The 13,508-nt window shown below is 42.1% G+C and carries 16 protein-coding genes and 1 riboswitch (1 of these 17 cut by a window edge); of the genes, 14 read left to right on the top strand and 2 right to left on the bottom strand.

Features of this window, described 5'->3' with window-relative positions; translation table 11 throughout:
* Positions 1–138: 138 nt before the first annotated feature.
* The 3 genes from BIV16_RS10590 to BIV16_RS10580 all read left to right on the top strand — a co-directional run bounded on the left by BIV16_RS10590 (position 139) and on the right by BIV16_RS10580 (position 2,107).
* Entirely contained in the window at positions 139–600 is a 462-nt protein-coding gene (locus BIV16_RS10590) for a LytTR family DNA-binding domain-containing protein (RefSeq protein WP_083625230.1), read from the top strand.
* Complete coding sequence (locus tag BIV16_RS10585; protein ID WP_075680758.1) at positions 597–1,298, top strand: LiaF transmembrane domain-containing protein; 702 nt, start codon at positions 597–599, stop codon at positions 1,296–1,298. Before BIV16_RS10590 ends, BIV16_RS10585 begins: the two co-directional genes overlap by 4 nt.
* A 68-nt stretch (positions 1,299–1,366) precedes the next feature.
* Entirely contained in the window at positions 1,367–2,107 is a 741-nt protein-coding gene (locus tag BIV16_RS10580) for a DUF4097 family beta strand repeat-containing protein (RefSeq protein WP_075680757.1), read from the top strand.
* 150 nt (positions 2,108–2,257) lie between these two features.
* On the opposite strand, the gene BIV16_RS10575 is transcribed toward BIV16_RS10580, so the two are convergent.
* Complete coding sequence (locus BIV16_RS10575) at positions 2,258–3,667, bottom strand: uracil-xanthine permease family protein (protein ID WP_075680756.1); 1,410 nt, start codon at positions 3,665–3,667, stop codon at positions 2,258–2,260.
* Positions 3,660–4,388 carry a DUF975 family protein gene (locus BIV16_RS10570; RefSeq protein ID WP_075680755.1) on the bottom strand — a complete coding sequence of 243 codons (729 nt, stop codon included), beginning with the start codon at positions 4,386–4,388 and terminating at the stop codon, positions 3,660–3,662. Before BIV16_RS10570 ends, BIV16_RS10575 begins: the two co-directional genes overlap by 8 nt.
* 158 nt (positions 4,389–4,546) lie before the next feature.
* Here BIV16_RS10570 and BIV16_RS10565 point away from each other — a divergent pair, with 158 nt between their 5' ends.
* The 11 genes from BIV16_RS10565 to tsaD all read left to right on the top strand — a co-directional run.
* Complete coding sequence (locus BIV16_RS10565) at positions 4,547–4,984, top strand: DUF2752 domain-containing protein (RefSeq protein ID WP_075680754.1); 438 nt, start codon at positions 4,547–4,549, stop codon at positions 4,982–4,984.
* Between the two features lie 80 nt (positions 4,985–5,064).
* The gene (locus BIV16_RS10560; protein WP_075680753.1) at positions 5,065–7,386 is read left to right on the top strand and encodes a Tex family protein; all 2,322 of its coding nucleotides are present in this window, start codon (positions 5,065–5,067) and stop codon (positions 7,384–7,386) included.
* Between the two features lie 89 nt (positions 7,387–7,475).
* A riboswitch (FMN riboswitch) is annotated at positions 7,476–7,684 on the top strand.
* A 175-nt stretch (positions 7,685–7,859) separates the two neighbouring features.
* On the top strand, positions 7,860–8,477 hold the full coding sequence (locus tag BIV16_RS10555) for an ECF transporter S component (RefSeq protein WP_075681020.1): 618 nt from the start codon (positions 7,860–7,862) through the stop codon (positions 8,475–8,477).
* 92 nt (positions 8,478–8,569) lie between these two features.
* Entirely contained in the window at positions 8,570–9,067 is a 498-nt protein-coding gene (locus BIV16_RS10550; RefSeq protein WP_075680752.1) for a YcxB family protein, read from the top strand.
* A gap of 11 nt (positions 9,068–9,078) precedes the next feature.
* Positions 9,079–9,522, top strand: a complete 444-nt coding sequence (gene tsaE / locus BIV16_RS10545; RefSeq protein ID WP_075680751.1) for a tRNA (adenosine(37)-N6)-threonylcarbamoyltransferase complex ATPase subunit type 1 TsaE — start codon at positions 9,079–9,081, stop codon at positions 9,520–9,522.
* A 16-nt stretch (positions 9,523–9,538) separates the two neighbouring features.
* A complete protein-coding gene (gene tsaB, locus BIV16_RS10540) occupies positions 9,539–10,246 on the top strand; it encodes a tRNA (adenosine(37)-N6)-threonylcarbamoyltransferase complex dimerization subunit type 1 TsaB (RefSeq protein WP_075680750.1) in 708 nt (235 codons plus the stop codon).
* A complete protein-coding gene (gene rimI / locus BIV16_RS10535; protein ID WP_075680749.1) occupies positions 10,243–10,680 on the top strand; it encodes a ribosomal protein S18-alanine N-acetyltransferase in 438 nt (145 codons plus the stop codon). The genes tsaB and rimI overlap by 4 nt, the downstream gene beginning before the upstream one ends.
* A 98-nt stretch (positions 10,681–10,778) precedes the next feature.
* Positions 10,779–11,009: a hypothetical protein gene (locus BIV16_RS10530; protein WP_075680748.1), complete on the top strand. Its 231-nt coding sequence runs from the start codon at positions 10,779–10,781 to the stop codon at positions 11,007–11,009.
* A gap of 10 nt (positions 11,010–11,019) precedes the next feature.
* On the top strand, positions 11,020–11,958 hold the full coding sequence (locus BIV16_RS10525) for a ribonuclease Z (protein WP_075680747.1): 939 nt from the start codon (positions 11,020–11,022) through the stop codon (positions 11,956–11,958).
* An 8-nt stretch (positions 11,959–11,966) separates the two neighbouring features.
* Positions 11,967–12,539: a DUF6715 family protein gene (locus BIV16_RS10520; protein ID WP_075680746.1), complete on the top strand. Its 573-nt coding sequence runs from the start codon at positions 11,967–11,969 to the stop codon at positions 12,537–12,539.
* On the top strand, positions 12,536–13,508 hold the 5' portion of the coding sequence (tsaD, locus tag BIV16_RS10515) for a tRNA (adenosine(37)-N6)-threonylcarbamoyltransferase complex transferase subunit TsaD (RefSeq protein ID WP_075680745.1). Its footprint extends 56 nt past the window's final position; 973 of the gene's 1,029 nt are visible here — the first part of the coding sequence; the start codon lies at positions 12,536–12,538; its stop codon lies off the right edge, out of view. The genes BIV16_RS10520 and tsaD overlap by 4 nt, the downstream gene beginning before the upstream one ends.

The following is a 13,508-nucleotide window of genomic DNA, read 5'->3' as shown; positions in this document are numbered from 1 at the left end:
TCCCTGGAAGGGAGTTTTTTTACCACTTACCCGCTCAAACTTACCACTTACCGGAAATCTATTTACATTTAAAAGCACATTCTCTATACTAAAATCAAGCAATGAGGAAGGAACCCAATGCGACAGAGGAGTGAAAGCATGAAAATCAAAATTGAAATTGACGAGGCATTGACCGAAGATGAAGTAGTCATCCGATGTCAGAGCCTGACAGAGCAGATTGGTTCCATTCAAAGAGCGATTAGCGACATCATCAGTACCAAGGAGCGGTTTTGTTTTTACAAGGACACGACGGAGTATTATTTACCGTTGGATTCGATTCTCTTTTTTGAGACAGAGGGAGGCGAAATCCACGCACACACGAAGGATGACATTTACCGGACAAAGTACAAATTGTATGAGTTAGAAGAAATTCTTCCGGGTTGTTTCATGAGGGTGTCAAAATCGACCATTTTGAATACCAACCACATTTATTCCATCCACCGGAATCTGACTGCAGCAAGCGTTGTAGCGTTTGGTGGATGTCACAAGCAAGTTTTTGTATCAAGGTATTATTACAAACCATTAGTCAGTAAATTAGAAGAAAAGAGGTTACATCAATGAGAAGAAATGGAAAAATCTTTTGGGGATTATTTTTTATCCTTGCAGCAGTTTATTTAGTAGTCAGCAGAATTTACGCACTGCCGGAGGTCAGCATATTTGGCATCGTGTTAACGGTATTTTTTATCTGGATGTTTATCAATGGCATCCGTAAATTAAATTTTTATGAGATTTTGTTCAGTGTGGCATTTGTATGTTGTATTTACGCAAAGCCGTTAGGAATTGAAAATCTGACACCATGGCCGGTACTTGGTGCGGCATTGCTCGGCAGTATCGGATTATCCATGATTTTTCGAAAAAAAAACACCTGGAGCTGGAACAGTGGTGATGCAAAGATTCTCAACGCTACCTCAAAGGATCAGTGCAACGGAGAACATGTCCGCTGTGAGAACAATTTTGGTTCCTCCATCAAATACATCAACTCCGATAATTTTTGTAACGCAGAATTAGAAAATAACTTTGGCAGCCTTACCGTTTATTTTGACAACGCAGTCATTCAGAGTGGAACAGCTTATGTAAGAATTGAAAACAATTTTGGCGAAACCAACCTTTATATTCCAAAGGAATGGAAGATTAATAATAACATAGACCGTTCTTTTGGCGGTGTTACGGAAGAGGGAAGATGGGAAGGAACCAGCAGCAATATGTTATATATTCAAGGAGAAACAAATTTCGGTTCCATTAAAATCATCTACATCTAAAAATGTAACGGGAAAAGAATTCATAAAGAAACAAGAGTCACGGAAAGTGAACAGAAAAGGAGAAAGTTATGCAGCAGGAAGACAGATTTGAAGGAAATTGTGTAGAACGTCTGAAATTAGAAATTGGTTATGCGAATCTTACGATAGGCGCAGCGGATGGGGAAGAAATCATTGTCCGCCTCGATGCCGAAGACAACGATAGTAACTACGAATGTAGTTTGAAAGAAAATCATAAATTACATGTTGCTTATGAGGTACATAAGGTAAATCATATAGAAAGAAAGACCAAGAACAACATTACCGTTTTGATTCCAAAACAAAAAAGTTTTCAGAAAGTAAAAGTAAGACTTGGTGCCGGTGAGACTGTGATTGAGGAGAGCGTATTGTCCTGTGAAAAATTAAGTCTTGAGGTTGGCGCAGCAAAGCTGGATTCCGGTGCAATCTGCGTGCATAACACAATGGAAGTTGAAGTCGGCGCTGGAAAAGTAAAATTAGAGAACGTGGAAGCCGGTGCTGCCAATATCCAGTGTGGAGTTGGAAAACTCTATATGCGTGGAAACGTTCATTCGAATTTAAACGTGGACTGTGGCGTTGGAACCGTGGAAGTGGACTTAGATGCAAAAGAACAGGATTATAACTATGAAGTTTCCTGTGCTTTAGGAAAAGTAGAACTGAATCATTCCAGCATTGGAAGAGGCATTTCCAACAAGAGTGTCAGACATGCAGATTCTGTTGGAACCGTCACATTAAATTGCGGACTTGGAAAGATTGCAGTCAACACATTGGGACTGGCAATTGACCAGAAGTAAAAGAGAAAATCAGACAGAAAGAAAGATAAGAAAAACAAAAACTCTTGGTTGTTTAAAATTTCACAAACGACCAAGAGTTCTTTTCTTTTATAAGGAAGTCTACTTTCTTATCCGGTAAGATGTACCGTGGGGAGGAACCTCTTTGTTTTCCTATTCTTCTTCGTCATCCTTGTAGCTGGTGTCTTCATGAAGGTTTGGAATCATGTCAAGACCACGGTTTGCATCCACATGTGCATCCTTGCCAAAGTGGTAGTCATTTCCAGGTAATATCGCATTTAAAACGATACCGGCAATGGCAGCGATGGCAAGGGAAGTAAGCGTGATGGAAGTTCCTGCAACAGTGAAAGTTAATCCATCGGAGAAACCAAGACCACATACAAAGATATCACCCGCAATAATCAGGTTACGTGATTTTGTAAAATCAACATGGTTTTCGACTACGTTACGGACACCAATGGCAGAAATCATACCGTAAAGCATAAAGCTGACACCACCGATGATAGCGGAAGGCATAGAGCCGATAACCTCAGCCATCTTAGGAATAAAGCTAAGCAAAATGGCGTAGCAGGCAGCAATACGGATAACCTTTGGATCATATACACGGCTTAATTCCAGAACGCCGGTGTTTTCCCCATAAGTTGTGTTGGCAGGTCCGCCGACGCAGGCAGAAAAAGCAGTTGCCAGTCCGTCACCGATTAAGGTGCGGTGTAAGCCTGGATCTTCAATGAAGTTTTCTCCGACGGTTGCAGAGATAGCGGACATATCACCGATATGCTCCATCATCGTGGCAAGTGCAATCGGAGCCATCACAAGAATCGCAGAGACGTTGAACTTGCAAAGTGAGAATTTAGGAAGTCCCACCCAGGCAGCGGATGCAATGTTTGTAAAATCAAGGATGGCAGAACCGTCCGCATTTGTCATGCCAAGTGCGTTGAAAATAAGGGCTGCGCAATAGGAAATGATAACACCCATTAAAATTGGGATAATTTTGAACATTCCTTTGCCCCAGATATTAAAGATAATAATCGTTGCAAGTGCAATCAAAGCAAGAAGCCAGTTGGTAGAGGCGTTGTTGATTGCAGAACCTGCTAGGCTAAGTCCGATACAAATGATGATAGGACCGGTTACAACAGGTGGCAAAAAGCGCATAACCTTTTTCACGCCAACCAGTTTGATAATCAAAGCAAGAATCAGATACAAAAGACCAGCGACAACGATACCACCGCAGGCATAAGAGAGCTTGTCTGCATTGGACATATCAGCAAAAATACCGGTATCCATGTTTGCAATCGTCGCAAATCCGCCCAAAAAGGCAAAAGAGGAACCAAGGAATGCCGGTACCTTAAATTTCGAACAGATGTGGAAAAACAAAGTTCCGATGCCGGCACAGATTAAAGTAACCTGAACGTGAAGTACATCTTCGCCAAAGTAACTGTTGACTAAGATTGGAACAAGAATGGTTGCACCAAACATCGCGAACATATGCTGCAATCCGAGAATCAGCATTTTAGGGACACCAAGAATACTGGCGTCACGGATTGGTTCATTTTTTTCATTCATAAGAATTTCCTCCTTGTTGTGTAGAAAGTGTTAAATAAAACTGGGTAAACGTCTGTGTTATATAAGGCTGAATCCAAAGGGAAGCAATTCCAAGGGTCAGGAGAATGAGAATGCTCCAGCCAAGAAAACTTAAGCTAAGGCAAAGATAACGCCATATATTCCCTTTTAAAAGCCGTCTGGACTCCCGTAAGGCATCCAGTACTTTCATGTTCTGGTTATCCACTAAAAGGTAAGTGACAAGTGCGTAGCAGATAGAGACATAGAGCATCAGGACGATACTAACAAGCGCCGTTACAACAACTGCGACAGCACCTGCATCACTTAAGCCCGTAACGTAGAAAAACAGGAAACCGGCGAAAAGCGGCAGCAGGCATAACAGCGAAAGGATGGAAAGAAGAAAAGCGGAACCTATGTAGCGTTCCGGGCGGTTTTTAAAATAGGAAAAAACCTGGGATACCTTGACTTCTTTTCCACGTGCCATATCCAGATGGATTCGCAGCTGACCTGCAGCTAAGATTGCTGCTAACAGGGAGATAAGAAAGTCAGCAAGATAAGAGATGATGTATTGCTGAATTCCGGGATGGTCTCCCATAGACAGAGAAAAAGGGATTTCTATCGCAAGGGTAATAACACTGGTTACGAAGAAAGCCCCCATTGGTACGCCATAGCGGTTGTTTAATATTTCACGTGCTATGCGTTTTAGTTCTTTTGATTTTTTCATGATTGGATTCGACTCCTTATTTTACATTCTTTTGCTATTATATATGAAAAAAAAGAAAATGCCAACAAATTTTGACAAAGCAAATACTTCCAAGTATGATAGGTTAGAAAGATACTTGATTTTGGATAAAACAGGTAGGAAAGAGAGCAAAAAAATGTATGGTACAAGAGAAAAAAATAGAGAACGGGCTGTTTGTGGCAGGCTGGTGCGTTATTGGAGTTGGATTTTTATATTGGCTTTTCGCAGAAAAACTAGGATTTCACCTTGGGAAATTTTTACTCCCGTGCGTGTTTCATCAGTTGACAGGGATATACTGTCCGGGGTGCGGTGGAACAAGGGCGTCCATTGCCCTGTTGCAAGGACATTTTATAAAATCTTTTCTCTATCACCCCTTTGTTCCATATACATTTGTAGTTGGAGGATGGTTTTTGCTTAGCCAGACGATCGAGCGTCTCTCCAGAGGAAAAGTGAGAATCGGGATGCGTTACCGCGACTGCTATCTATGGATTTCGCTTGTGATTATTGGAATCAATGTCATCGTAAAAGATGCCCTGCTGCTTGGACTTGGCGTGGATGTTTTGGCGAAGATTGGATAAGGAAACCTATTCTTGAAGAACGTGTCCTTTTTTACTATAATAGAAAACGAGATTAGAATGATACAGAAGTGAGGATTAGAATGGATATCATAGCAAAAATTGCCGAGGAACTCGGAATTAAGAAAAGTCAGGCAGATGCCGCAGTAAAATTGATTGATGAAGGGAACACCATCCCGTTTATTGCCCGTTATCGAAAAGAAGTAACCGGAGCATTAAATGATGAGGTGCTCCGTAATTTATACGACAGACTGAATTATCTGCGCAATTTAGAGGAGAAGAAAGAGACCGTTTTAAAGACCATCGAAGAGCAGGGAAAACTGACAGAAGAATTAAAAAGTCAGATTTTAGCAGCCGAAACGCTTGTGGTTGTAGAGGATTTGTATCGTCCATATCGTCCGAAACGTAGAACACGTGCGACGATTGCAAAAGAAAAAGGCTTAGAGCCACTTGCAGAGCTGATTTTGGCACAGAATCTTACAACATCCCTGTTAGAAGAGGCAGCCAAATTCGTAAATCCGGAAAAAGAGGTTGCATCCCAAGAGGACGCAATCGCCGGAGCGAAGGATATCATCGCAGAGTCCATTTCCGACGAGGCAGATTACCGTATTCATATCCGTGATTTAACGGTTAAAAAGGGACGGATTACCTCCACAGCAAAAGATCCGGAAGCAGAATCTGTTTATGAGATGTATTACGAATTTGATGAGCCGGTTGCAAAACTGGCAGGTCATCGAATCCTTGCGTTAAACCGTGGAGAAGCAGAGAAGATTTTAACGGTAAAAATCGAGGCTCCGGAAGAAGATATTTTACAGTATTTAGAGAAAAAAGTTATAACAAATGACAATAAAGAGACGACCCCTGTCTTAAAAGAAGTGGTTGCAGATGCATATTCCAGATTAATCGGACCTGCAATCGAGCGTGAAATTCGAAGTGACCTTACCGAGCGCGCAGAGGATGGTGCAATCAAGGTGTTTGGCAAGAACTTAGAGCAGCTTTTGATGCAGCCGCCAATTGCAAACCAGGTTGTGTTAGGATGGGACCCGGCATTCCGTACCGGATGTAAGCTTGCAGTGGTAGATCCGACCGGAAAAGTATTAGATACGGCAGTCATTTACCCGACCGCACCACAGAATAAGGTAGAAGAGGCAAAAGTTGTTCTAAAGAAACTGATTTCCAAATATCACATTACCTTAATTTCCCTTGGAAATGGAACCGCCTCCCGTGAATCCGAACAGATTATTGTGGATTTGTTAAAAGAGATTCCGGTAAAAGTACAGTACATCATTGTAAATGAGGCAGGAGCATCCGTTTATTCCGCGAGCAAACTTGCAACCGAGGAGTTCCCGAACTTTGACGTAGGACAAAGAAGTGCGACTTCTATGGCAAGACGTTTACAGGACCCACTGGCAGAACTTGTAAAAATAGATCCAAAATCCATCGGTGTCGGTCAGTATCAGCATGATATGAACCAGAAGAAACTCAGCGAAGCGTTAAGCGGAGTTGTGGAGGACTGTGTGAATAAAGTAGGGGTCGACTTAAATACAGCGTCCGCATCCTTACTCGAATATATTTCCGGTATCAGCAAAGCGATCGCCAAAAATATCGTGACTTACCGGGAAGAAAATGGAAAATTTGAGTCCCGTTCCCAGCTTTTAAAAGTTGCAAAACTTGGACCAAAAGCTTATGAACAGTGTGCCGGTTTCATGCGAATCTTAGAAGGTAAAAATCCGCTGGATGCAACAGGTGTCCACCCGGAGAGCTACGATGCAACCAAGAAATTATTAGACAAGCTTGGCTATACGATGGAAGATGTCAAAAAGCGTAAGTTAGATGGCATTTCAAAGAAAATCGCAGATTACAAACAGCTTGCCGAAGAACTTGGCATTGGCGAAATTACGTTACAGGATATTGTAAAAGAGTTGGAAAAACCAGCGCGTGACCCACGTGAGGACATGCCAAAGCCAATTTTGCGAAGCGATGTCTTAGAAATGAAAGATTTAACACCGGGAATGGTATTAAAGGGAACTGTCCGTAACGTAATCGATTTCGGTGCATTTGTCGATATCGGTGTTCACCAGGATGGTCTTGTGCACATTTCAGAAATTTGTGACCGCTATATTTCACACCCATTAGAAACAGTCAGTGTAGGGGATGTTGTGGACGTCCAGGTGCTTTCCGTTGATTTGAAAAAGCAGCGTATCCAGCTTACCATGAAAATTGGTGGTGGAAAGCCGGAAGCACAGAAGAAGGAAGAGCGAAAAGAAAAGGAAAAAGAAAAGAATTCAAATCGCAATACCAACAAGAACCGTTCGCAGAATGGAAAGAATCAGAACGACCGCAGAAAAAATGACAGAGGACACAAGGGAAACAGTTTCTTTGACGGCATTAAATTAGATTCTTAAAAAAGGAAGAGATTCCTATTGACATCACATCCGTGTGCGCATACAATGTAAGTGCATAAAATATTATGTAAAAATAGAAAATGAATATAGAGTTTCTTCGGGGCAGGGTGATGGAAGATGCAATAACAATTGTAGTTGAATTGCAATCCGACAGATTCCCGACCGACGGTGATAGCTAGAAGACAGGAAGGCACAAGGTGGCTTTCCGGTGTTCCTTAGCAAGTCCGTGAGTCGTGCAAACGATTGATCCGGTGAGAATCCGGAACCGACAGTATAGTCTGGATGAGAGAAGAAGTAGCTAAGAGCTGAATGTAACAGAGTGAGAGTTACAAAGGCTTGTTGAAGTGAAAAGAGATGCCCCGGATCCACAAGGATTTGGGGCTTTTTGTTTCTGTTAGGAAATCACTTCGCAACTCCTTAGAAATACTGGCAGATGGAATTCTATTTTCAAAAAAGGAGTGAATATCATGGATATGCAGACAACAACAAACACCAACACACACAAAAGGGTAAACGTGCGTTACCTGACCGTAACAGCGATGCTGACAGCAATCGCATACATTTTAATGTTTTTTGATTTTAGCGTTCCGTTTATTATGCCGGAATTCATCAAGATGGATTTATCCGAACTCCCGGCATTGATTGGATCTTTTGCGATGGGACCTCTTTGTGGTGTACTCATCTGTTTACTTAAAAATGTACTTCATCTTGCAATTACCACAACAGGCGGTGTGGGGGAACTTTCCAATTTCCTTTTAGGAGCAGCCTTTGTCGTGCCGGCAGGTTTGATTTATAAGCACAAGAAGTCAAGAAAAAGCGCTCTTATCGGTTCTTTACTTGGCGATTTGTTCATGGGCGTGTTCAGTATCGTGTCGAATTACTTATTGGTTTATCCGTTTTACTACAACTTCATGCCTAAAGAAACCATTTTAAATGCTTATCAGGCGATTTTGCCACAGATGAAATCTATTTTACAGTGTTTAATCTGCTTTAACCTTCCATTTACCATGGTAAAAGGATTGTTATCTGTTGTGATTACATTTTTGATTTACAAACACATTTCTCCGATTTTAAAAGGAAGAAATGCTTAAAAGACCAAAGAAAGGGCGCTAAGAGATTAGCGTCTTTTCTTTTTGCGTAAAAAATGCTATACTTTCGATAGATGTATACAGGAGGTTACGATATGCCAATAGAATTTGATATCAAATTACAGCCAAAGGATATGTATCGTTTTAATATGTACCAGACCTATTCCGGCTTTCATGGAATTATGTCGATTGTGATTGCAATTTTTGTTTTTATCGCAGCAGTTCTTACACGTGGAAAGGTTGAGATGACATACACCATATTATATGTATGTTTTGGAATTCTTTTTCTTGTTTATATGCCAGTTACGTTATGGATGCGCTCGAAACATGCCATTGCAACATCGGAGGTTCTAAAAGGTGTGTTACATTATTCCTTAGAGGAGGATGGTGTGCATGTCTCACAGGGCGGGGAAAGCGCAGTTTTGCCATGGGAGCAGGTTTATAAGATGGTTTCCACAAAGAGCAATGTACTGATTTACAGTACAAGGCTGAATGCGTATGTGATTCCAAGGGAACAGTTAGGGGCACAGTACGATAAGGTGGCAGAGCTTGCAAAACAGAAATTAGAAAAGTATCGTGTCAATATGAAATAAAGGTAGAGAAGATGGAAAAAGTAAAAATCTATGAGACAAACTCCTGGGAAGAGACACATGCGCTTGGAAAAGAGCTTGGCGAAAAAGCTTTGCCAGGGGAGGTATATACGTTAGTCGGTGATTTGGGCGTTGGAAAAACGGTGCTGACACAGGGAATAGCGGATGGACTTGGAATTCAGGAACCAATCTGCAGCCCGACTTTTACAATCGTGCAGGTTTATGAAGAAGGGCGTATGCCGTTTTACCATTTTGATGTGTACCGGATTAGCGATATTGAAGAGATGGATGAGATTGGTTACGAAGACTATTTTTATGGCCAGGGATTAACCATGATTGAGTGGGCGAACCTTATCGAGGAAATCCTGCCCGAAAAGCGCCGTGAGATTACGATTGAAAAGGATTTGGAAAAAGGATTTGATTATCGTAAGATTACGATTGTTGACAAAGAAAAATAGAAGGGTATGAAGTGAAATGAAAATATTAGGATTAGACAGCTCTGGGCTGGTTGCAAGTGTGGCAATCGTAGAGGATGATAATCTGTTAGGAGAATATACCGTCAATTATAAGAAAACACATTCTCAGACTTTGCTGCCTATGTTAGATGAGATTGCCAAAATGATTGAATTGGACCTTAATAGCATCGATGCCATTGCGATTGCAGGGGGACCAGGGTCTTTTACCGGACTTCGAATTGGTTCTGCAACAGCGAAGGGATTAGGATTGGCGTTAAAAAAGCCAATTGTAAATGTGCCAACCGTGGATGGTATTGCCTATAACCTTGTCGGATACCGGGATATGGTATGTCCGTTGATGGATGCGAGAAGAAATCAGACTTACACGGGTCTTTACCGATTTGATGGAGATAAGATGGAGGTTGTGCTAGAGCAGTGTGCAGTTGGAATTGATGAAATTGTAGGAAAAATTAATACAATAGGACAATCGGTTGTCTTTTTGGGAGATGGAGTACCGGTCTTTCGGGATTATCTGAAAGAAAACTGCAAAGTACCGTACCTGTTTGCACCGGCACATATGAATAAGCAAAGGGCAGGCGCAGTGGCAGTCCTTGGAATGCAGTATTTTAAGGAAGGCCGTATTGAGACCGCAGAGGAACATAAACCAGAATATTTAAGACTTTCCCAGGCAGAGCGGGAGAGATTAGAAAAGGATCAACAGCAATGATTACCGTAAGAACGATGCAATTGAAAGATACAGAGGCGGTCAGTGCATTAGAACGAGAGATTTTTTCCATGCCATGGAGCAAAAAAGGATTTGAAGAATCCTTAAATTCCGGCCATGCCGTTTTTTTCGTGGCAGAGGAGCAGAATAAAATCATAGGTTACTGCGGGATGATTGTCTCAATTGATGAAGGGGAAATCACAAATGTAGCAGTGGCACAGACAGAGCGCTGCCGTGGAGTGGGTGCACAGCTGATTAAGGCGGTTTTGGCCGAGGCAGAGAAGCGTTCCATTGGCAGGCTGGTGTTAGAAGTAAGAGTATCGAACGAGAGCGCGATTCGTCTCTATGAGAGAAACGGATTCCGCAATTGTGGTGTCCGCCCGAACTTCTATGAAAAACCGAAAGAAGATGCCTATATTATGATATATGGCCAGTAATTTCCTCTATTCAGGCACAGGAACTGTCCGATATAATAAGGATGGAAACAATTTGACATACCAGTGAAAAGATGTGCCATGTATGGCAGGAGGAGCCTATGAGTCGAAAAGGAAATCAGATTATTTGTAACCAGTGTGGCAGAGTCATCTGCTGTCAGGAGGAGCAGAACAAAAAAGAGTTTCTTTCCATAGAAAAGACATGGGGATATTTTTCCGGCCAGAAGGATGGAGAAATCCACACAATCGATTTGTGTGAAGCCTGTTACGATAAATGGACGAAAGGATTTTTATTGCCTCCCGACAAAAGTGAAATAACAGAGTACTTGTAAAGGAGAATCCATGTTAGACGTTTGTCTTTTAGGAACGGCGGGAATGATGCCGCTTCCAAATCGTTGGTTAACAGCGGCGATGATGCGTTATAACGGCAGCAGTCTGTTGATTGACTGTGGTGAGGGAACGCAGATTGCAATCAAGGAAAAAGGTCTTTCGTTTAAACCGATTGACGTCATTTGTTTTACACATTATCATGCGGATCATATCAGTGGGTTGCCGGGACTGCTTCTTACCATGGGAAATGCAGACCGAACCGAACCGCTTACGATGGTGGGACCAAAAGGATTGGAAAGGGTAGTCGGTGCACTTCGCATGATTGCACCGGAACTCCCTTTTGAAATAAAATATATTGAGCTTACAGAGCCGGAAGTGGACTTGGAATTGAATGGATATCAGATTCATGCATTCCGTGTCAATCATAACATTACCTGTTATGGCTACTCTGTGGAAATTAAGCGGGCAGGAAGATTTGAGGTAGAGCGTGCGAATGAGCACCAGATTCCAAAGAAATACTGGAGCGTTCTTCAGCGTGGGGAAAGTGTGACAGAAGATGGCAAGACTTATACCCCGGATATGGTGTTAGGACCACAGCGAAAGGGAATCAAAGTGACTTACTGTACCGACACAAGACCGACAGAGTCGCTGGTTCGTTCGGCGGGCCAGTCTGATTTGCTTATCTGTGAAGGTATGTATGCAGAAAAAGAAAAGATAGCAAAAGCAAAACAATACAAACACATGACGTTCTACGAGGCAGCGGATGTCGCAGCGAAGGCGAACGTAAAAGAAATGTGGCTGACGCATTTTTCACCTTCCCTTGTGAGGGCAGAAGAATATATGCCACAGGTACGCAAGATATTTGAATCATCTTATCTTGGAAAAGACGGAAAGAGTGTGGAACTGATGTTCGATGATGAAGCTGGTTGCAACAGTCAACCGGAGAAATGAGGTGTCCTATGAAAAAAGTTCGTGTTTTGGTGGTTTCTATTATTTGTATTAGTCTGATTGTAGGTTACTATTATTATCTGTCTGCAAAAAACACAGCAAGTACAGAGGAAAAAGTGACATTAACAGAGACGGATAAGCTTATTACCAAAGATTTGAAAAATGACTATCCGTCAACGCCGCGTGAAGTTATCAAATTTTACAACCGTATTTTGAAATGCTACTATGATGGTGATTACACAGACGAGCAGTTAGAAGAATTAGCAGACCAGGCAAGAATGCTTATGGACAATGAGTTACTGGAAAACAATCCAAGAGATCAGTTTTTGCAGTCGCTAAAAGCGGATATTGCGTCTTATGCGGAAAATTCCAAGACGATTTCGCAGACTTCCGTGTGTGGCAGTAATGATGTAGAGTATAAGACGATAGATGGGGATGAGTGTGCCTATGTGACAGCTTCCTATTTTGTAAAACAAAAGAATGAGTTTACGCGCACGAATCAACAATATGTATTAAGAAAAGATGACGATGGAAACTGGAAGATTCTGGTATTCTATCAGATAGAAGGAGATTCTTCAAAATGAAGGGCAACAATGAAGTAAAAATTTTGGCAATAGAGAGTTCTTGTGATGAAACGGCAGCAGCCGTAGTTGTGAATGGGCGAGATGTCAGATCCAATGTAATCTCATCACAGATTGCATTACATACCTTATACGGTGGAGTAGTGCCTGAAATTGCTTCTAGAAAACATATCGAAAAAATAAACCAGGTGATTGAGCAGGCATTAAAAGACGCCGACACGACGTTAGATGAGATTGACGCGATCGGTGTCACATATGGTCCGGGGCTTGTGGGTGCCCTGTTGGTTGGTGTTGCAGAAGCAAAGGCAATCAGTTATGCAAAAAATATCCCATTAGTAGGAGTACATCATATCGAAGGACATATTAGCGCCAATTATATTGAAAACCTGGAGCTAGAGCCACCATTTTTATGCCTTGTGGTTTCTGGCGGACATACACATCTGGTGAAAGTATTGGATTATGGAAAATATGAGATACTAGGCAGAACCAGAGATGATGCAGCAGGCGAGGCGTTTGATAAAGTGGCAAGAGCGATTGGTCTGGGATATCCGGGTGGACCGAAGATTGAGAAAGTGGCACAGGAAGGCAATCCGCACGCGATGGAATTCCCAAGAGCCAAAATTGTAGACGGTCCTTATGATTTTAGTTTCAGTGGACTTAAGTCTTCTGTACTAAATTATCTCAACGGTTGCCAGATGAAAGGCATTGAGATTGTGCAGGCAGATGTAGCAGCATCCTTCCAGAAAGCGGTAACGGATGTTCTGGTAGGAAATGCAATGAAGGCAATCGATGAATTCGGAATGGACAAGTTCGCAATTGCAGGTGGAGTGGCATCGAACGGAACTTTGCGGGAAGAGATGCGAAAGGCCTGTGAAAAGAAAGGTGTGAAATTCTATCATCCATCGCCGATCTTTTGTACTGATAATGCAGCGATGATTGGCGTGGCGGCATATTACGATTTTATTGCAGGAC

Source organism: Roseburia sp. 831b, from assembly GCF_001940165.2.
GTDB lineage: Bacteria > Bacillota > Clostridia > Lachnospirales > Lachnospiraceae > Roseburia.
The sequence above is the reverse complement of the archived record's forward strand: the minus strand, read 5'-3'. Positions and strand labels throughout refer to the sequence as shown.

What these genes read in the sequence shown, in the direction of transcription:
- BIV16_RS10550 (WP_075680752.1), top strand. Translation starts at nt 8,570, where the DNA reads ATGCCAATAGAATTTGATATCAAATTACAGCCAAAGGATATGTATCGT.
- tsaB (WP_075680750.1), top strand. Translation starts at nt 9,539, where the DNA reads ATGAAAATATTAGGATTAGACAGCTCTGGGCTGGTTGCAAGTGTGGCA.
- rimI (WP_075680749.1), top strand. Translation starts at nt 10,243, where the DNA reads ATGATTACCGTAAGAACGATGCAATTGAAAGATACAGAGGCGGTCAGT.
- tsaE (WP_075680751.1), top strand. Translation starts at nt 9,079, where the DNA reads ATGGAAAAAGTAAAAATCTATGAGACAAACTCCTGGGAAGAGACACAT.
- BIV16_RS10525 (WP_075680747.1), top strand. Translation starts at nt 11,020, where the DNA reads ATGTTAGACGTTTGTCTTTTAGGAACGGCGGGAATGATGCCGCTTCCA.
- BIV16_RS10590 (WP_083625230.1), top strand. Translation starts at nt 139, where the DNA reads ATGAAAATCAAAATTGAAATTGACGAGGCATTGACCGAAGATGAAGTA.
- BIV16_RS10530 (WP_075680748.1), top strand. Translation starts at nt 10,779, where the DNA reads ATGAGTCGAAAAGGAAATCAGATTATTTGTAACCAGTGTGGCAGAGTC.
- BIV16_RS10560 (WP_075680753.1), top strand. Translation starts at nt 5,065, where the DNA reads ATGGATATCATAGCAAAAATTGCCGAGGAACTCGGAATTAAGAAAAGT.
- BIV16_RS10565 (WP_075680754.1), top strand. Translation starts at nt 4,547, where the DNA reads ATGGTACAAGAGAAAAAAATAGAGAACGGGCTGTTTGTGGCAGGCTGG.
- BIV16_RS10580 (WP_075680757.1), top strand. Translation starts at nt 1,367, where the DNA reads ATGCAGCAGGAAGACAGATTTGAAGGAAATTGTGTAGAACGTCTGAAA.
- BIV16_RS10575 (WP_075680756.1), bottom strand. Translation starts at nt 3,667, where the DNA reads ATGAATGAAAAAAATGAACCAATCCGTGACGCCAGTATTCTTGGTGTC.
- BIV16_RS10555 (WP_075681020.1), top strand. Translation starts at nt 7,860, where the DNA reads ATGCAGACAACAACAAACACCAACACACACAAAAGGGTAAACGTGCGT.
- BIV16_RS10520 (WP_075680746.1), top strand. Translation starts at nt 11,967, where the DNA reads ATGAAAAAAGTTCGTGTTTTGGTGGTTTCTATTATTTGTATTAGTCTG.
- BIV16_RS10570 (WP_075680755.1), bottom strand. Translation starts at nt 4,388, where the DNA reads ATGAAAAAATCAAAAGAACTAAAACGCATAGCACGTGAAATATTAAAC.
- BIV16_RS10585 (WP_075680758.1), top strand. Translation starts at nt 597, where the DNA reads ATGAGAAGAAATGGAAAAATCTTTTGGGGATTATTTTTTATCCTTGCA.